Genomic DNA, 18,778 nt, shown 5'->3' with positions numbered 1-18,778 from the left:
TCGAGCCCCTGGCTTTCGCTTTGTCTATTCGCCCTTTTCTTCAGCTTCTGCTTCGCCGGCTTCCTCCGCCATTACCGAATCGTCATCCGCAACCAGCTCCAGATAAACGGTCGCCTTGAACAGGTCGCCGTCGATGGTCAGATCAAACTGGCCGTTCTGCAGCTCGGTCAGGTCCTTGGCAATGGCAAGCCCCAGTCCGCTTCCCTCGCTGTGACGGGTATCGTCGCCGCGCTTAAAGCGCTCCAGCAGTTCTTCAGCCGGAATGTTCAGCGGATCGGCTGAGATATTCTTAATGATAAAAACCCCACGGTCTGTAAACAGGTCCCGGTCAATGGTCATATAGACCCGGGAGCCGGGCAGTGCGTATTTGAGCACATTGGACAGCAGGTTTTCAATGACCCGCCAGAGCAGGCGGCCATCCGCATGTACCATCACTTTTTCCTGGGGCCGGCTGACAATGAACTGAAGACCGGAATCCTCAATCTTGTCCTCAAGCTCTCCCATCCCCTGGTTTACCAGCGCTTCCACGTTTACGGTATCCCAGTGCACCTCCATATTGCCTGTCGAGGCCTTGGCGGCCTCAAAGAGGTCATCGGTCAGCGCTTTCAGACGCGCAGCCTTCTGTTCCAGCACCCCAATGTAACGCTCCCTGGATTCCTCGTCGATGTCCTCCTTTTTCAACAGGTCGATATAGGTGATGATGGATGTCAGCGGGGTACGGATATCATGGGAAACATTGGTGATCAGCTCAGTTTTCAGCCGCTCACTTTTCAACTCTTTTTCCACCGCGTCTCTGACCGCTGTCGACAAACCCTCGTTAATATTATTGATGTTTTTTGCCATTTCCTCCACCGGTCCATGCCCTTCAACCTCAATCTTATAGCCTGTATCGCCCTCATAGATGCGTTCCACACCCTTGATGGTCTGATCCAGAGATTTCGCCCGCTTTGCGCCAAACCACAGAGCCACACCCAGCAGAATAATGCCAATGGGCGGCAGCGCGATGATGAGCATGCCCACAATGGCGATGATGATAATGGCTGCGCACAGCAGCATCACCAGGGAGCGGCCCTTGATCACATTCCGGTAAAAATCCCGGATGCTCCGGCAGAAGCGTTTGATCAGGCGTCCGCACTTTTTACACAGCACAACCGTGCCAAACCGGTCCATAAAGCGGTGTGCCTTGACAACACGCACAAGGCTCAGCACATAGTTGTAAGCGAGAGCTACTGCGAAGATCAGCAGGATCGCGGACATGTAGGCAGGCAGTCTGTACATAATGCAGGCCACCCCTGCCGCAATGAGCATCCCCTCAACCCATGTCAAAATAATCAAATGCAGATCCCAGTACATGCGGTCAATGGCCAGCAGATGAATGTCGTTGTCTGTCTCGCGGCGTCCGGCACCAATACAGGCCACCACCAGACAGATCAATGATAACAATCCGCAGACGAAGAAAACCTGAACGGCCAGTACTGCGTCTGCGCGGTCCTGGCTGTAAATCTGAGCCATCGTGTCGATCTTCTGATCATCAAAGGCCATAACAATGCGGTTGTCCGTATTGCCGTTTCCGCCGTAGTCATAATTCCTTACTTCCTGGGAAGCGTTGATCTTCCCCTTGTTATTTTCGAGGTAAACCTTGGACTGCATCAGGGCCTCAGGCGTCACGCCTTCGCCGCTGGTCTTTTTCTGCCCGTCCCGCTCAATATACCATTTCAGGCCAAAGTTTTTCTGAGCGTTTTCCAGATTATTAAGCGTGTTCGCATAGTTCTGGAGCTGCTTCTGTATCTGATCCTCCCGGTACTTCTCAATTTCCTTGCCGTGTCTTTCCATAAAAGCATCAGAGTTGATGACATCAATGACTGTTTTGGGCACCGTGCTGTCGGAACGCTCGCTGTAGTAATAGCTGTTGACATCGCCGAGTTCTTCCTCCCACAGACCGAAACGGCTCCGGTCTTCTGAAAGAAGCGAAAGCTTGTACTCCTCAATAACAGCGTCCTCATCGAGAAGGGCCCCGCTTCGGATATAATCCTCGGAGCGGTAGGTATCGGCCAGTGCAAACAGGTCATGGTAAACACTGTAGACCTCTGAGCGCAATGAGCTGCTCTTCAGATAGTCCTGTTCATCCCAGGTTTCTGAAATACCAAAGCCCTCCATCTTGGTTGTGGCTGTCTGCTCCAGCACAAAGATGCCGGTGCTCAGAAGCAGCACCGCCAGGATGAATGCAATGAGCTTTACGCCTGTATTGCGGAGCAGATGCTCACTTTTTATCACGATCACTCCGCTATTGCGGAGGGTATTTTTCGACTTTGTATCCAATTCCCCACACCACCTTTAAGTATTTGGGCTCCTTCGGATTGATCTCAATCTTTTCGCGAATGCGCCGCACATGGACGGCAACAGTGTTGTCCGCGTTGTACGAAGGCTCCTCCCAGACATTTTCATAAATCTGCTCAATGGAAAAAACCTTTCCCATCTCCCGCATCAAAAATTTCAAAATTTTATATTCCACCGGGGTCAGCTTAACCTCTTCCCCGTCAACTGTCACTTTTTTATAGGCGTCGTCCAACTCCAGTCCGCCTGTTTTGTACACATCTGTCCGTTTCACATAGCTGCCAAGGGTCGTGTAGCGCCGCAGCTGGGACTTCACACGGGCGATCACCTCCAGCGGATTAAAAGGCTTTGTGATATAATCGTCTCCGCCGACAGTCAGTCCCATAATTTTATCATTGTCCTCGGCCTTTGCCGACAGGAAAATAATCGGAATGTTCGCGGTCTCACGGATTTTCAGGGTTGCGTGAATCCCATCCATTTCGGGCATCATAATGTCCATCAGTATGAGATGAATGGTATTTTCAGAGACAATCTCCAGTGCTTCTTTTCCGGAATAGGCCTTAAAAATATCATACCCCTCGTTTTTCAGGTAAAGCTCTAAAGCGTCGACGATTTCCCGCTCGTCATCACATATTAATATGTTCATTTCTTACTCCTTCTGTCCTTCAGTATCGATCTGATGGTATTATAATACCATAACATTCTTACAAAGAAAGTGCCCATTTTATTAAGAATTTATGAAGCAAAAAAAGATCGGCACAAAAATGTGCCGATCTTCAGGCTTTCAAAAAAACCGAGAGACGAAGCCTTTTACCTAAGGAAGGAAAAGCGTCCTGCGGGCTCTGTCCTCTCACCTGTATCTTCTTCATTAACGTTGGCGCTTAATCTATCCAGTGTCCGGCTGTTCCGCTAATACGGCTCGATTCCTGGCCGTTATCCACAGCGCCTGGACCTTTTTTCTTATCTGGATAAAAGGCGTAGTCTCGGATCGCGCCACTTGTTTTATCGTCCTTTTCTACGCCTTACTTCTCGGCAGAATCCTGGAGCCATAGCGCATGCCGAAAATGCCCCGGCGATCATCCGCGATCATCTGAATAAAGGTATCGCCATACTCTCCGGCGATCATCCCATGTCCGGGCTCGATCATCGTAACCGCAGAAACCTTATCACCGTTTTTCAGCAGCGCTTCTCCGGCTTCACCTATAAAAAGTTCTACCTTTGTGCCTTCATCGGAAGCGTAAACGCCGCAGGCTTCTTTGAGGGTTTGGGTATCCCATGGCTTGTTTTCATAATGATGACGGATTCTTTCTGCCTTGAAGCCCATGCCCATGCTCAGGGCTGCTTCCGCCACACCGCTGACTGGCACATCCTCTGTATTGCACAGCACAATAACGCCCATGCCCCTTTCACGGCACCACAGCAGATGTGATGAAACGCCGGGCAAACTTCCTCCATGTCCTGCTACCTGTAAGCCGTTCAGCTCCTTGATGTCAAGCCCATAGCCATAATCTGTCACATAGGAGTCCATCTGGTGCTTTGTCGTCATGGCTGTGATGGTCTCTGGCTTTGCGATGGCCGTTCCGTCAAGGCCTGTCCCGTCATTCAGGTACATGGCAATGTATTTCTTCAAATCTTTTAAGGTGGATTTCATGGCGCCGCCGCCGTTTAATACAAAGGCGTTGTCATGATAATCCCTGACCTTTGTCAGCTCACCTGCGATAACGGCGTAAAGCGCCGCATGATTTTCATCCTTCAGCGGACGCACAAAATCGCAGAAGCTTCGCTCCATTCCCAGAGGCTTCAAAATATGTTCAAGCAGATAGTCCGCATAGGAGGCGGAACCACCGTGATGGTAAATAATATCGGACAGCAGTCCATAGCCGTCATTGCAATAGCTGAAATATTCGCCTGGCCGGCCGATAAATTCTTTCTGGGCATCCAGCCTTCCTGCCACCTGACGGCATCCTTCCTGAGCCAGCTCTGCATTGTAAGCCAGGTCACCCACGACGGCTTCATCAAGCCCCAGCTCCGCCGCCACTGTGTCCACCACAATGCGTGACTGTGGAAAGTATCCGCCGCTGTGAAACATCAGGTGTTTGATCAAAACCGGTTCTCCCTGGTTCATTCCCTTAAATTCCGGAATATAATCACTCACCGGGTCCTCAATGCTCAGAATATTATCCTCCTGCATTTTTAAAATGGCCAGGCAGGTAAAGGATTTTGTCAGGGACGCGAGGCCAAAAATCGTTTCTTCGTCAATGCGCTTTCCGGTTTCCTGATCCCGTTCCCCGAAAAAGTGCTCATATTTTGTCACGCCCTGCGCATCCACAATGGCTATAGCCATCCCCACAGCCTGGTGGTCTTCCATGCATTTTTCCACACTGATTTCAAATTTTTCTTGCTCTGTCATCTTCGTTCTTTTCTCCTTTAAGGCTTTTGTCTTTCCATAGTATACAGCTTATCTGTCAATAAATAAAGCCCTGAATAAAAAAATCCCGCAGTGCCAAAGGACGGCGCCGCGGGATATGTTTTCTTCTTAGAGACCCATAAAGATTGGTGCGAATACCAATGCAACGATGGTCATTAATTTGATTAAAATATTGATGGATGGTCCGGAAGTATCCTTGAACGGGTCACCAACGGTATCCCCAACAACAGCAGCTTTATGCGCTTCAGAGCCTTTACCGCCATGTACACCGGATTCGATGTACTTTTTAGCGTTATCCCAGGCACCACCGGCGTTTGACATCATGATTGCCATGAGGACACCAGAAGCCAGGGCACCAGCCAGTAAACCACCAAGCGCTTCCGCGCCTAACAAGATACCCATTAAAAGCGGCGCAACGATGGCCAGAAGGCCAGGAGCGATCATTTTCTTTAAAGCAGCAGCGGTTGAGATATCAACACATTTTGCATAGTCCGGTTTGCTGGTACCAGCCATAATGCCGGAATCCGCTCTGAACTGACGGCGAACTTCTTCGATCATATCGTTAGCAGCATCGCCTACAGCTTCCATGGTTAAAGCGGAGAATAAGAATGGCAGCATTGCGCCGAGCAATAAACCGATGATAACCATTGGGTCCAGTAAGCTGATCTGGCTTAAGCCAACTGTTTCAGCATAGGAAGCGAACAGGCCGAGAGCGGTCAGCGCTGCAGAACCAATAGCGAAGCCTTTACCGATGGCAGCAGTGGTGTTACCAACAGCATCCAACTGATCCGTAATGCTGCGGACATCTTCCGGAAGTTCAGACATTTCTGCAATCCCGCCGGCGTTATCAGCGATAGGGCCATAAGCGTCAACGGCGATGGTCATACCACAGGTGGATAACATACCAACAGCTGCTAAGGCAATACCGAACAGGCCAGCTGCCCAGTAAGCCAGGAAGATCGCAATCGCGATCGCGATCAATGGCAGAGCGGTGGATTTCATACCAACAGCCAGACCGGAAATAACAGTGGTTGCAGAACCTGTTTCAGACTGCTGAGCAATATGCTGTACTGGCTTGTATTTTTCAGAGGTATAGTATTCAGTCAGCTGACCGATGGCAATACCAACGATTAAACCAGAGATAATTGCAATGAATGGATAGAAACTGCCTAACATATAGGTAGACAGAAAATAGGAAGCGATGATTACCAGAATACCAGATACATAAGTACCCATATTTAAGGATTTCTGCGGGCTTCCGCCTTCTTTGCCGCGCACGAAGAAAGTACCGATGATTGAAGCGACGATACCGATAGCGGCTAATAATAATGGGAATAAAATACCGACAACGCTCTGGGTAACGACAACACCCAGGGTCATTGCTGAGATTAAAGAACCAACATAAGATTCAAATAAGTCAGAACCCATACCGGCAACGTCACCAACGTTGTCACCAACGTTATCGGCGATAACTGCAGGGTTTCTCGGGTCATCTTCAGGGATACCGGCTTCTACCTTACCAACAAGGTCAGCCCCAACATCAGCAGCTTTTGTATAGATACCACCGCCAACACGGCCGAATAAAGCCATAGAGGAAGCACCCAGACCAAAGCCAGTTACAATGGCTGTATCCTGGAAAATAATGTAAAGTACGCTAACACCGATTAAGCCTAAGCCTACAACACACATACCCATAACGGCACCGCCTGAAAAAGCTGTGCTCAGGGCTTTGTTCATGCCTTCTTCCTTAGCGGCATTCGCAGTTCTTACGTTTGCTTTGGTAGCAACGTTCATGCCGAAGAAACCAGCCAGAACTGAGAAAAGTGCACCGATTAAGAAGCAAACAGCTGTCTGCCATCCGAGGCCAGGTGTCACACACAAGATAATAAATAAAACAACAATAAAGACGGCCATCATTTTGTACTCTCTGGTCAGGAAAGCCATGGCGCCTTCATGAATGTAAGAAGCGATTTCCTTCATACGGTCTGTGCCTTCAGCGACTTTATTGACACGGGCAGTATAGAAAACTGCAACTAACAATGCGATTACCCCAATAATAGGAGCGATCCATAATTCCATTTTGCAAATTCCCCCTTCGTGAAATTTTCAGATTTTTCGATTAAGCTAAAAGTGAATAAATGAAAGCAGATAACATAAATACAATAGCGGAACCAATCGTGATCTTTTCAAGAATGGCTTCAAGACCTCTGGCTTTCTTACGGCCGAATAAGGTTTCAGCGCCGCCTTCAATCGCGCCACCCATACCTGCAACCTTTGCCGGTGACAGCAGAATGCTGATAATCAGTGCAAAACTTGCAATCACTAAAAGAACGATTAAGAATGTTTTCATTGTATCACCTCCGTTTTAATCGTAAGATAAATCTTATCATAACCTTAAGATTTTTTCAATAATAAAATAGGCCCTGAAAAGGAATTTCAGGGCTTTTTTTGCATGTAATCGGTTTTCAACCGCAAATTTTTCTTATTTCTTAATAAGTGATGTCCCGGTCATTTCCGCGGGAACGTCCATGTCCAGCAGGTCCAAAATCGTCGGTGAGATGTCTGCCAGACGTCCGTCGTCTCTCAGCTCAACCTCACCCGCGCCGGCGATCACACATTCCACCGGATTCGTAGTGTGGGCCGTCCATGGCTTCTTGGTATCATAGTCGATCATCTTTTCCGCATTGCCGTGGTCAGCGGTCAGGATCACATTGCCGCCCTTGGCTAAAATGGCGTCGATCACCTTTTTAGAGCATTCATCCACGGCCATGACTGCTTTTTCAGCTGCTTCCATCACACCAGTATGCCCAACCATATCGGTATTGGCGTAGTTGAGGATAATGACCTTGTATTTATCCGAATCAATGGCTTCCAGAACCTTTTCAGTTACCTCGTAAGCGCTCATTTCCGGCTGCAGGTCATAGGTTGCCACCTTTGGCGACGGCACCAGAATACGATCCTCACCTTCATACTGTTTTTCAAGGCCGCCGTTAAAGAAATAGGTGACATGGGCATATTTTTCTGTTTCGGCAATACGCAGCTGCGGCACGCCGTTGGCGCTCAGGTATTCACCCAGGGTATTGGTGACTGTTTCCGGCTTAAAGGCAATCTCAACGCCTTCAAAACTGGCGTCATACTGGGTCATGGAGATGTAATGTACAGGAATATAGCCGCGTTCACGGTTAAACTCAGCAAAATCCGGTTCGATAAATGTCCGTGACAGCTCACGGGCACGGTCCGGGCGGAAATTGAAGAAAATAATGGTATCATTGGCCTGGACACGCTTATCCACTTCCGGCTTAATGACAGTCGGGATAACGAATTCGTCATTAACGTCTTCCTTATAGCTCAACTCCATGGCTTCTACAGCCGAGTCTGCCACATTGCCTTTGCCCAAAGCAATGGCATCGTAAGCTTTTTCAACACGTTCCCATCGGTTGTCACGGTCCATGGCATAATAACGGCCTTCAACTGTTGCGATTTCGCCCACGCCGATCTCAGCCATCTTTGCTTCCAGTTCCCTGATAAATCCAAGGCCACTGGTCGGAGCGGTATCACGGCCATCCATGAAACAGTGGACATAGACCTTCTCAACGCCTTCCTTCTTAGCAAGCTCCAGCAGACCATACAGGTGTTTCAAGTGGCTGTGGACGCCCCCGTCAGACACCAGGCCCATCACATGCAGGGCGGTGCCGTTTTCCTTGACGTTTTTAATGCCATCCATAAACACTGGATTTTCAAAGAAATCCCCGTCCTCAATGGATTTCGTGATGCGTGTCAGTTCCTGATAAACGACGCGGCCTGCTCCCAGATTCAGGTGGCCGACCTCAGAGTTTCCCATCTGCCCTTCAGGCAGCCCAACGCCTAAGCCGCTGGCTACAATGTGGGTGTGGGGGTATTTTTCATAAAAAGCATCCAGGTTTGGAGACGGCGCTTCAAGTACAGCGTTTCCCTCCGCAATGGGCGTATAACCATATCCGTCCAGGATAATTAACGCAGTTAAATTTCCTCTCATAAATATCAATCCTTTCTTTGTATCTCTCAATGTCAAAGCAATAACGGGAGCTCGGAGCTGTTATCTTTCTCCTCGTCTCCCGTTATCTGTATTATACCTCTAAAGGAGGTGATTTACAATTTATTTTAGAATTATTCTAATCCTAGAATTTAACAATTTTAGCGAAATCAGCCGTCAGGCTCGCACCGCCGACCAGAGCGCCGTCGATGTTCGGCATTGCCATCAGCTCTGCGACATTGGCAGGCTTCACGCTTCCGCCGTACTGTACACGGACAGCTTCAGCTGCGTCTTTGCCATACATTTCTTCAATGGTCTTGCGCACCCAGCCGCAGGCTTCGTCTGCTTCTTCCTTAGAAGCGGTTTTTCCGGTTCCGATGGCCCAGATTGGTTCATAGGCAATGACGACCTTGGAAATATCATCAATATTTTTGCAGCCTTCCTTGATCTGTCCAACGACCTTGGCTTCTGCTTTTCCGCCTTCGCGTTCTTCAAGGGTTTCACCGCAGCACACGATTGGGGTTAAGCCCAGTTCAAGAGCCTTGACGGCTTTTTTATTAACAGCCTCATCTGTTTCGTTGTAGTATTCACGGCGTTCGGAGTGGCCGATTACCACATATTTCACGCCGATGGCTGTCAGCATTTCGCCGGCAATTTCGCCTGTGAACGCGCCGCTTGTTTCATAGTGCATATTCTGAGCGCCGATACCAATATTGGTGCCTTCGGTCAGTTTAACAGCTTCTACTAAATCAACATAGGGCGGACAGAAAACAACTTCTGCTTCAGCTCCTTCTACTAAAGGTTTTAATTCATTTATTAAAGTGGCAGCTTCGTTAATATCCTTGTTCATTTTCCAGTTGCCGGCAATGATTGGTCTTCTTGACATAATAATCTCCTCTATATTTGTATACTATAATTATAGAAACGGCAGTTTGTTTTTTGTATAGTCATCCAATGACCCCATCGTCTTTATTTGAAAAGCCCCTGATCTTCCTTACGGAAGGGCTTTTCAAACAAGACGTTCGCTTCGTGCGCTCATTCACTCGCTGCCGCTCGTTTCCTATTCGCTGTCCGTTTTTTTACAAAACCGGACTCAGCATTACTTGTTTTCTAAAACGTCGATACCTGGTAATACTTTGCCTTCCATAAATTCTAAGGAAGCGCCGCCGCCAGTAGAAATATGGCTCATGCCGTCTTCAAATCCAAGCTGTTTAACAGCTGCTGCGGAATCCCCGCCGCCAATGATGGTCACTGCGTCCGATTCAGCCATCGCTTTGGCAACCGCAACGGTTCCTTTGGCGAATTCAGGGAATTCAAAGACCCCCATCGGTCCGTTCCAGATAACGGTTTTAGCGCCCTTAATGGTGTCTGCAAAAAGCTTCTGAGTTTCAACACCGATATCCAGCCCCATCTGGTCTGCCGGAATCGCGTCAACCTTCACGTTGGTAGCCGGAGCATCTGCCTTGAATTCAGGCGCTACAACCACGTCGATAGGTAATAACAGCTTAACACCCTTTGCTTCAGCCTTTGCCAGTAATTCCTTTGCGAGGTCAATCTTATCTTCTTCCAGTAAAGAAGTACCGATTTCATAGCCCTGCGCTTTTAAGAAAGTAAAGGCCATACCGCCGCCGACAATTAACGAATCAACCTTTTCGAGCAGATTGTTGATAACACCGATTTTGTCCGAAACCTTGGAGCCGCCCAAAATCGCAACAAAAGGTCTCTTGGGATCTTCTAAGGCACCGCCGATGAAATCCAGCTCCTTCTGAATCAGGAAGCCTGAAACAGCTGGCAGGTAATCTGCAACGCCGGCTGTGGAGGCATGAGCGCGGTGGCTGGAGCCAAAAGCGTCTTCAACAAAAACATCACCCAGGCTTGCCAGTTCTTTGGCAAAGGATGGTTCGTTTTTCTTTTCTTCCGGTCTGAAACGGGTATTCTGCAGCAACAGAATCTGGCCCGGTTTAAGTGCTGCCGCTGCGTCCTTGGTTACCTGGCCAACAACCTCGCCGTCATCGTTAAACACCACTTCGGTACCCAGCACTTCGGACAATCTCTTCGCAACTGGCAGTAAAGAGAACTTCGGGTCGGGTTCATTCTTCGGACGTCCAAGATGTGACATTAAGATAAGAGAAGCCCCCTGATCCAAAATGTACTTGATGGTCGGCAGAGCCGCCTGGATTCTGGTATCATCTGTGATAACGCCGTCTTCATTAAGCGGAACATTGAAGTCCGCGCGCATCAATACCTTTTTGCCTTTTAAATCGATATCTTTTACTGTTTTTTTCATAAGTTTCCTCAACCTCGTTTCAAATTTCATTAAAAAAGGGGGTCGCGTGACCCCCCGTTTTAAAATCTACCGGTAGGGGCAGATTTAGTACTTGTTATTATGTAGTTTTTTATAAATAAATCGAATTAAGCAAGTTCAGAGAAGTATTTGATTGTTCTTACCATCTGGCTTGTGTAAGAGTTTTCATTGTCATACCAGGAAACAACTTTTACTAAGGTTTCGTTGTTGCCCATGTCCATAACAGTGGTCTGAGTAGCATCGAATAAAGAACCATAGGTAATACCAATGATATCAGAAGATACTAATTCTTCTTCAGTGTAACCAAAGGACTGGTCAGCAGCTTTTTTCATTGCTTCGTTAACCTGTTCAGCTGTTACAGCACCTTCAACAACAGCAACTAACTGTGTTAAAGAACCTGTCGGAACTGGAACACGCTGTGCGCCACCGTCTAAAACACCCTTTAATTCTGGGATAACCAGACCGATTGCTTTAGCAGCACCGGTAGAGTTTGGAACGATGTTTACAGCTGCAGCACGAGCTCTTCTTAAATCACCTTTTCTCTGAGGTCCGTCTAAGGTCATCTGGTCGCCGGTGTAAGCGTGAACGGTGGTCATGTAGCCTTTTCTGATCTTAGCTAATTTATTTAAGGTATCCGCCATTGGAGCTAAGCAGTTTGTTGTACAAGATGCAGCAGAAATAACCTGATCATCTTTCGTTAATGTTCCTTCATTAACACCGAAAACGATGGTTGGAAGATCGTTGCCTGCCGGAGCGGAGATAACAACTTTCTTGGCGCCTGCATTTACATGAGCCATCGCTTTGTCTTTAGAAGCGAAGAAACCAGTACATTCCAGAACAACGTCTACACCGATTTCGCCCCATGGTAATTTTGCAGGATCTGCTTCTGCATAGATTTTGATTTCTTTACCATCAACAACGATAGAATCTTCCTTAGCTTCTACCTTATCAGCTAAAGCATAGGTACCCTGAGCTGAGTCATATTTTAATAAATGAGCTAACATTCTTGGGCTTGTTAAGTCGTTGATAGCTACTACTTCATAACCTTCAGCACCAAACATCTGTCTGAATGCCAGACGACCAATTCTACCAAAACCATTAATTGCAACTTTTACAGACATTTTATCTGCCTCCTTAAAAATATAATACTTATTTATTTAACTTACGGATGATCTCTTTTGCAGCGCTTTCATCCGTTATTAACACCATATTCGGCTTAACGCGGCTGACCCCTATAATGGCGTCGGCTTTGCTCTCGCCGCCCGATATCGCAATCACATGCTGGATACGGTTATAATTTTCAATGCTGATCCCGATGGTACTGGACGGGGAAACCACGTTTCCGTCAATATCGAAATAATGTCCGAAGGCTTCGCCCACAGCGCCCTTGTCGAGCAGGGCCTGCTTTTCGCTTTCCTTCATATTCCGCCAGTCTGCCAGAACATCTGCCCGTCCGATGCCAAAGACGAAAATGTCAATGTCATCCATTTTATTAAATACCCGTTTAATCTCCGGGTAATCCTTCAGGGCTTCCAAAAGGCGGTTGTCGATGTTATCGGGTAAATGCAGCAGCTCATAATTCGCGTGGAGCTTAAGCCCCATTTCAGCAACGACGTTGTTGGCCTGGGTGGAGTGGCTTTTGCCAATTCCGCCCCTTGCCGGAATCACATAGACATCCGGATAAAAGGCTTCCTTCATCTGCTCTGCAATGGCTGCGGTGCTGGCGCCGCCAGTCAATGCCAGGATGTCCTTGTATTTCATGATGGACAACACATAGCGGGCGCCTGAACGGCCCATGAATTTCAGAACCTGATAGTTCATATCCATGTCGCCCGGGGAAACAATGGCTTTTTTCAGATGCAGCTTTTCCTCCAGCTCACGCTCAAGCTGCTCAAGACCATTATAGGTGTAAAGCATACGCTTGAGCTGAATGATGATCTTGCGGCCAAGCTCTGTCAGGACAACGCCCTGGCGTTCTACCTGGACAAGCTTCTGGGCCTGGAGAAAATCAATTTCATTCCGCACCTGGCGCTCACTCATATCGAGAACGAAAGCAAGATTTCGTCTCCCGATCGGCTCTTCGCTTTTGATTGTTGACAGAATGTTGTAGCGCATCTCAATCAGTGAGCCGATTTCCGGCACAACCAAACGCTGCAGGTCAACTAACTCTTTGCTGATTTTTATGTTTTCGCTTGACAACTTTTCACTTCCATTCCGTCTTTAAACTTGTCTGTTCATTTTTGTTCCCGCTGGGACAAATTTATTATATACCAATTCTGAAGATATTTCAAGTTAAAAAAAAATTAAAATGAAAGCCTTGAAAAATCCTTAATTCAGCCCATAAAACATTCATTTTTTTACATTGTTAAATTTAAAACATAAAAAAACCGGCTGTATCCGCTACAACCGGTTTGTGATGTCTTTATCGAAACTGCTTGCGCTTCGAAGATGGAAGTATATTGAGTGCTTCCCGGTATTTGGCGATGGTCCTGCGGGCCACATCAACCCCCTGCTCCTTGAGCATTTCAACGATTTTCTGGTCGCTCAGCGGCTTACGCTTATCCTCAGCGTCCACAAAGGACTGTATTTTCTGCTTGATGGCCTCTGATGATACATCGTCCGCTCCCTGGGAGAATCCCCGTTTAAAAAAGAACTTCAACGAGAAGGTCCCCTTTGGTGTCTGGACATATTTTCCACGGATGGCACGGCTGACCGTGGATTCGTGCACTTCGATCATGTCTGCAATGGCCTTGAGCGTCAGCGGCTTAAGATCCTCTACCCCTTCCCTGAAGAAATTTTCCTGGTAGTGGGCAATGGCCTCGATGACCTTGCGAATCGTATCCCGGCGCTGCTCGATGCTTTTAATGAGAAAGGCTGCTGAATCCAGCTTTTTCTCAATATATTTTTTGGTATCTTCATTTTCATTCCGTGTCTTCAGCATTCCCTGATAAAAGGAGTTGATCTGAAGCCGCGGGGCTGAAATATCATTGATCTGGACCACCAGCTCATTGTCAATCCACTCAATGCTGCCGTCCGGAATAATGTACTTCACACCGTCAAAATTGGTGAACTGGCGTCCTGGCTTGGGTTCCAGGGTTTTTATCAGCTCTTTGAACTCCGCCAGTTCCGAGGTGGAAATGCCTGTTTCCTGGCTGACCCGCTTGAACTGGTTTTCGGCCAGATCGGTCAGATAATTGTTGACAAGATTTTCATATTCCTCATCGTCGTAGCCCTCCTGACGCAGCTGGATCAGCAGACATTCCTTGATGTCCCTTGCACCGACCCCGGCGGGATCAAATTGTTGTATGATTCCGATGAGCTTTTCGACAACATCCTGCGTTACGCCCAGGATATCGCAGATATAGTCCATATCAATGAGCAGATAGCCGTTGTCGTCAATGCAGTCGATCAGGTATTCCCCGATCAGGTTTTCTGTTTCTGTTAAATCTTCAGAAAGCACGTGAAACTGGAGCAGCAGATACTCGTTGAGTGTGGTTTCATAATAGGAAAACTTCTCAAAATTAAACTCATCGTCGGGATCATAGGTGGATGACGGCGTATTTCTGAATTCTGTGGACTGCATATTCTGGAAATAGTCGTCCCACTCAATCTGATCCTTGCTTTCCTCTTTTTTAGCTGCATCGTCTTTGACAACCTCCATGGATTCCATCGGACTGTCGTTAAATTCCAGCATGGGGTTTTCCAGAAGCTCCTTATCAATAAGGTTGTTTAGCTCCATAGAAGTCAGCTGCAATATCTCGATCGCCTGCTTCATTTCGGTTGTCATCACTAATTTTTGTGTCTGTTTTAAATTTAAATCAACCTTAATATTCATTCTTTATCCCCTCTTCTCCTTCAAAGTATATCATCTCAGGTAAAAAAGTGCAATCGTTCTTACAGCACCTGAGCGATCCATCCCGAAACACAGTAAAGGCAGGCCATAAAAAAACAGACCCGCAAAAAATCACAGATCTGTAAGTCATAGACAAAGTGGTGCCGAAGGCGGGGGTCGAACCCGCACGGTATTGCTACCACTGGATTTTGAGTCCAGCACGTCTGCCAATTCCATCACTTCGGCTTATAAAATAAAAGTTGAATTTTATCTTCAATAGCGGCCTCTGCAACGTCCCCGACTAAGCGATTCACACCAAATCACAGATTTGGGTTCTCTGCTTATGCCAATTCCATCACTTCGGCATATAAAGCATGCTATTATAAAGAATACCCGCACAGCGAGTACGCTTAATATAATAGCATACTCTAAATTAAAATTCAAACAAAAATCAAAATAAATTTCAACTTTTTTGATATGCCTCTACAATCCGTTCAATACAAATTTTCTCTGATAATTCATCCGTTGGGATAATGATATCGCCGATCTCATAGTAGGGTTTCCTGGCTTCCAGCATATCCACAATCTTCTGGTAGGGATCTGCCTCCTGAAGCAGCGGGCGGTCCGTATTTCCCCGTACCCGGCTGTAAATCGCTCCAGGCGACGCGGTCAGGGTTACCAGGAAGGTCCGCTCTTTTAGCAGCTTCCGGTTCTGCTCACTCAGGACAATCCCGCCACCGGTCGAAATCAAGAGGTTCTCTTCTTCCACCAGAGTCTCCAGCACTGTCTCCTCCATCCTTCTGAAGGCTGGCTCTCCCTCCTGCTCAAATATTCGGGAGATACTTTTTCCCTGCTGCTTTTCAATATAGGCGTCGGTATCCACAAAGGACAGGCCCAGTCTACTGGCCAGGCGTTTACCGATGGTGGTCTTGCCCGTTCCCATATAACCGATCAGTGCAATGTTCTTCTTTTCCATATTATACGCCGAGGGTCTCCCGCAATTTTAAAATGTCTTCCAGCGTAATCTGTCCCGGCGCGGTAGCCTTGACACCTGAGGCAAAGGTCAGGCAGCCCCCCATCACTTCCGGAAGAATTCTGGACAGGCGTCCCTTCTCGCCCATGGAGATCATGATCATGGGCTTGTCTGTTTTCAAGCTGTAGGTGCCACCAGCCGCTGAAGCGGTCTTAAAATCGACTTTATCCCTTGCGTACAGAGCAAGTTTAAAGGCGTCAGCTCCTTTTTCCTCCATTTTGTCAAAAATAGAAATGATTTCATCGTAGGAGCCGGTTTTAGCAAAGTCGTGAAAAGAAATCATCAGCTGGCTCTGAGTGGATTTCACCACCTGTTTGACCGCTTCAAAATATTCCTCGCTGCTGTTGAGCTCAACGTCAATATAGGTAACTGCGTTGGACTTGGCCGCATTGGCAATGTGCTTCCAGCGATCCTCATTTAAAACATGCCGGAATCCACCCTCCTTCACATCGCGGAAGGTATAAATAAGGCTTACACCCAGGTTTCGGATTCTTCTTAAAATCCTCCGCTCCTGCTCATAATCGTCTTCCAGAAAATAATCCCGGCGCCATTCCAGATAATCTGGCTTTTGGGCCAGTGCCTCGTCAATCTCGCGGTACAGGTCCTCTTCATTATCCGATACTAACGGAATACAGGTAACAAACTGGTTTTTACTTAACATTTTACTTCCCTCTAAATCATTTTAGATTCACGGATACGTGTTACTTCTATTATAGATGATTTTGCGCAGTGTATCCAGCCCTATTTCTCCATATAATAGCTCATACCGCTGAGCTTTCGGGTATTTTCGTCGATGGTTCCTTTTCCCTGAAAGACCTTTTTATAGGCCTTGACCTGGGCGGTCACCCTCACCGACCGTTCCTGCCCAGACACCGTTGTCACCTCAATATTGTAGCGTCCGCCGTTATCTTCATTCCTCCAGCCGCCTGTTCCTGTATAGTCAAAATCCGCGTTGAGCTCAGCCTCCGCTTCGGCAAAGGCATTCTCCACCACCAGGATACAGATCTGATAATCACGGTAATCCTGATTGGCCTCCAGCTGATTCCGCATCTGCCCCAGCAGCGCCGCCGCAACAGTAAACAACAGCGCCAGAACGATGAGTACAAGGGGGAGCGCGTAGCCTTTATGATTCATCTCAACAACACCTCATTCGGATAATAAAACCGGACATCCACTGCCGGTTCTTCCTTTATAAATTCTATGATCAGCCGCACTGCGTTTTTTTCCTCGAGCTTAAGCTCAAAATGGACGGCATTGTGGATTAGCTGGCTTTTTCCGCCAGTCTTGATGGGTTCCAGCTTTACTTTGTCCACCTTATTCCGGTAAACCGTTCCGGACGCCTCAATGGTATAAAAATTATAATAATCCAGATTTTCCATATCCTGTAGATACACCCGGCCATCCTTTACAAAAATCTCCCTGGATTTTGAGAGCTGCTTCTGCAAAAACAGACAGGCTCGTCTGCTCTCCTGGCCGCGGATCATTTTACCTGTGATTTTTCCAGCTATCTCCCCTCCGAATTGAAGAGAGGTCACAAGCAGCACCAGCACCATCGACGTGATAAAGAGCCCGGTCAGCACTTCGACCAGCGTATAGCCCTCCCTTCTACGGGTAAACCACTTTCGCATAAAAAACCTTTTTCTTTCTGCCGGCCGCCTCATAGCTCAGCTGTAACTCATAAAGCCCTGAAGGACGGGTGGAGGGACGCACTTCAACCTGCCAGCCCGGATGCTTTGTGACAATGGCTGCGATTTCCTGCTCAAAGGCCTGTTCTGTCCTTCCGGCAGGGATTCCGGTGCGTATTTCGTTTACAATTCCGTTGATATTAAGGCTCTGCTCCAGTATCCCCTCGGAAACCCTTTGCCCAATGATCACTGTGTGGTAAATGGTAAAAACAGACACAATTCCCACACCCAGTACTGCAATGGCTACCACTGCCTCAATCAGGCTGAAGCCGCGTGTATCAGACATTTTTATCACTTAAATAAATCCTCCCTGTGACCGGCTGTATAATCAGGTATTTCTCCGCCTGGTCGTTGCGGTAAAAGGTAACTGTACCGCCGCGGTTAACCACGCCCGCCCCGCTGAAAACAATCTCGTTCTGGACCAGATTCCAGGTAATCCGGCACTGCCTGAGCTGTACAGACTGTGTAACCACCATTTCCCGCCTATCCGGATCAAACTCAATAATGTCCACATGATTTTTATAGAGCTTTACCATTGTGCCGTATTTATCGCCGGACATCACAGCTGCATCGCGGCTTTTTAAAACCGTGTCGAGCACCTGCTCATACTCTGCCCCGGCAGCCCGCTTCGCGTTTCCCTCTGTCACCGAATACCCCAACCCTGCGGTCACCGTCAGGGCAAAGCCCAAAACGGAAAGGGTGATGATCAGCTCGATCAGGGTGTGTCCTCCTTGATGGGCCATTTTTCCTGTCAGCTACCCGGAGAAGGCTCTGTCGATTTTGGTGTAAATCCGACCTCACCGTTTTCATAGGTAAAGCTGCCGCCGGACTGTTCTTCGATTTTGTCTGTTTTCAGATATCCGGCTGTTTTCAGCGCGCTGACAAGCTTGTCAAAAGTGTCGCCCTCTCCTTCTGTCAACGTTGGTAAGCTGCCATTATTATCCGCCTTATAAACCTCCAGAGCAGTCTGGACAATCGATAAGTTTGCCTGGTCTGTCTTTATACCCGAATTATCCAACACCTTGGAAAACTGCGGAATCGCCAGCGCTGCCAGCATTCCTAATATCGCCAGCACAATGATCAGCTCAATGAGGGTGAAGCCGTATTTTTCCACAATCTGTTTCTTTAGTTTTTTCATTCTTTCCCCCT

General features: G+C 47.7%; 18 protein-coding genes and 1 tRNA gene. All 19 read right to left on the bottom strand.

All coding sequences use genetic code 11. The features are described 5' to 3' along the window. Window positions 1-24: 24 nt before the first annotated feature. A complete protein-coding gene (locus tag BUC22_RS08235) occupies window positions 25-2,319 on the bottom strand; it encodes a sensor histidine kinase (protein ID WP_013379006.1) in 2,295 nt (764 codons plus the stop codon). Next, the gene (locus BUC22_RS08230; protein WP_013379005.1) at window positions 2,285-2,980 is read right to left on the bottom strand and encodes a response regulator transcription factor; all 696 of its coding nucleotides are present in this window, start codon (window positions 2,978-2,980) and stop codon (window positions 2,285-2,287) included. The genes BUC22_RS08235 and BUC22_RS08230 overlap by 35 nt, the downstream gene beginning before the upstream one ends. Before the next feature lie 369 nt (window positions 2,981-3,349). After that, the gene (locus BUC22_RS08225; RefSeq protein ID WP_013379003.1) at window positions 3,350-4,744 is read right to left on the bottom strand and encodes a serine hydrolase domain-containing protein; all 1,395 of its coding nucleotides are present in this window, start codon (window positions 4,742-4,744) and stop codon (window positions 3,350-3,352) included. Window positions 4,745-4,870: 126 nt separating this feature from the next. Next, a complete protein-coding gene (locus tag BUC22_RS08220; protein ID WP_013379002.1) occupies window positions 4,871-6,841 on the bottom strand; it encodes a sodium-translocating pyrophosphatase in 1,971 nt (656 codons plus the stop codon). 40 nt (window positions 6,842-6,881) lie between these two features. Further along, the gene (secG, locus tag BUC22_RS08215; protein WP_013379001.1) at window positions 6,882-7,112 is read right to left on the bottom strand and encodes a preprotein translocase subunit SecG; all 231 of its coding nucleotides are present in this window, start codon (window positions 7,110-7,112) and stop codon (window positions 6,882-6,884) included. A 132-nt stretch (window positions 7,113-7,244) separates the two neighbouring features. Further along, the gene (gene gpmI, locus BUC22_RS08210; RefSeq protein WP_013379000.1) at window positions 7,245-8,777 is read right to left on the bottom strand and encodes a 2,3-bisphosphoglycerate-independent phosphoglycerate mutase; all 1,533 of its coding nucleotides are present in this window, start codon (window positions 8,775-8,777) and stop codon (window positions 7,245-7,247) included. Between the two features lie 142 nt (window positions 8,778-8,919). Continuing rightward, window positions 8,920-9,660 (bottom strand): triose-phosphate isomerase, encoded by a 741-nt coding sequence (gene tpiA / locus BUC22_RS08205; RefSeq protein WP_013378999.1) that lies wholly within the window; start codon window positions 9,658-9,660, stop codon window positions 8,920-8,922. A 213-nt stretch (window positions 9,661-9,873) separates the two neighbouring features. Next, entirely contained in the window at window positions 9,874-11,061 is a 1,188-nt protein-coding gene (locus tag BUC22_RS08200; RefSeq protein ID WP_013378998.1) for a phosphoglycerate kinase, read from the bottom strand. Window positions 11,062-11,186: 125 nt separating this feature from the next. Further along, the gene (gene gap, locus BUC22_RS08195; RefSeq protein WP_013378997.1) at window positions 11,187-12,200 is read right to left on the bottom strand and encodes a type I glyceraldehyde-3-phosphate dehydrogenase; all 1,014 of its coding nucleotides are present in this window, start codon (window positions 12,198-12,200) and stop codon (window positions 11,187-11,189) included. A 28-nt stretch (window positions 12,201-12,228) separates the two neighbouring features. Further along, complete coding sequence (locus BUC22_RS08190; RefSeq protein WP_013378996.1) at window positions 12,229-13,278, bottom strand: sugar-binding transcriptional regulator; 1,050 nt, start codon at window positions 13,276-13,278, stop codon at window positions 12,229-12,231. Window positions 13,279-13,501: 223 nt separating this feature from the next. Then, window positions 13,502-14,914: an RNA polymerase factor sigma-54 gene (gene rpoN, locus BUC22_RS08185; protein WP_013378995.1), complete on the bottom strand. Its 1,413-nt coding sequence runs from the start codon at window positions 14,912-14,914 to the stop codon at window positions 13,502-13,504. A 156-nt stretch (window positions 14,915-15,070) separates the two neighbouring features. Next, window positions 15,071-15,157: transfer RNA gene (locus tag BUC22_RS08180), tRNA-Leu, on the bottom strand. A 217-nt stretch (window positions 15,158-15,374) separates the two neighbouring features. After that, entirely contained in the window at window positions 15,375-15,887 is a 513-nt protein-coding gene (locus BUC22_RS08175) for a shikimate kinase (RefSeq protein WP_013378994.1), read from the bottom strand. A gap of 1 nt (window position 15,888) precedes the next feature. Then, window positions 15,889-16,605 (bottom strand): type I 3-dehydroquinate dehydratase, encoded by a 717-nt coding sequence (aroD, locus tag BUC22_RS08170; protein ID WP_013378993.1) that lies wholly within the window; start codon window positions 16,603-16,605, stop codon window positions 15,889-15,891. Window positions 16,606-16,685: 80 nt separating this feature from the next. Continuing rightward, window positions 16,686-17,078, bottom strand: coding sequence for a hypothetical protein (locus BUC22_RS08165; protein ID WP_013378992.1), 393 nt, complete (start codon window positions 17,076-17,078; stop codon window positions 16,686-16,688). After that, on the bottom strand, window positions 17,075-17,572 hold the full coding sequence (locus BUC22_RS08160; protein ID WP_013378991.1) for a PulJ/GspJ family protein: 498 nt from the start codon (window positions 17,570-17,572) through the stop codon (window positions 17,075-17,077). The genes BUC22_RS08165 and BUC22_RS08160 overlap by 4 nt, the downstream gene beginning before the upstream one ends. Then, window positions 17,550-17,915 (bottom strand): PulJ/GspJ family protein, encoded by a 366-nt coding sequence (locus tag BUC22_RS08155; protein ID WP_041689818.1) that lies wholly within the window; start codon window positions 17,913-17,915, stop codon window positions 17,550-17,552. The genes BUC22_RS08160 and BUC22_RS08155 overlap by 23 nt, the downstream gene beginning before the upstream one ends. After that, the gene (locus BUC22_RS08150) at window positions 17,908-18,372 is read right to left on the bottom strand and encodes a pilus assembly FimT family protein (RefSeq protein ID WP_013378989.1); all 465 of its coding nucleotides are present in this window, start codon (window positions 18,370-18,372) and stop codon (window positions 17,908-17,910) included. Before BUC22_RS08150 ends, BUC22_RS08155 begins: the two co-directional genes overlap by 8 nt. A gap of 8 nt (window positions 18,373-18,380) precedes the next feature. Beyond that, window positions 18,381-18,767: a competence type IV pilus major pilin ComGC gene (locus BUC22_RS22430; protein WP_013378988.1), complete on the bottom strand. Its 387-nt coding sequence runs from the start codon at window positions 18,765-18,767 to the stop codon at window positions 18,381-18,383. Window positions 18,768-18,778: the final 11 nt, after the last annotated feature.

It is taken from the genome of Eubacterium callanderi (genome assembly GCF_900142645.1).
GTDB lineage: Bacteria > Bacillota > Clostridia > Eubacteriales > Eubacteriaceae > Eubacterium > Eubacterium callanderi.
Note: the sequence above shows the minus strand (reverse complement) of the source record. Positions and strands in the feature narration are given on the sequence as shown.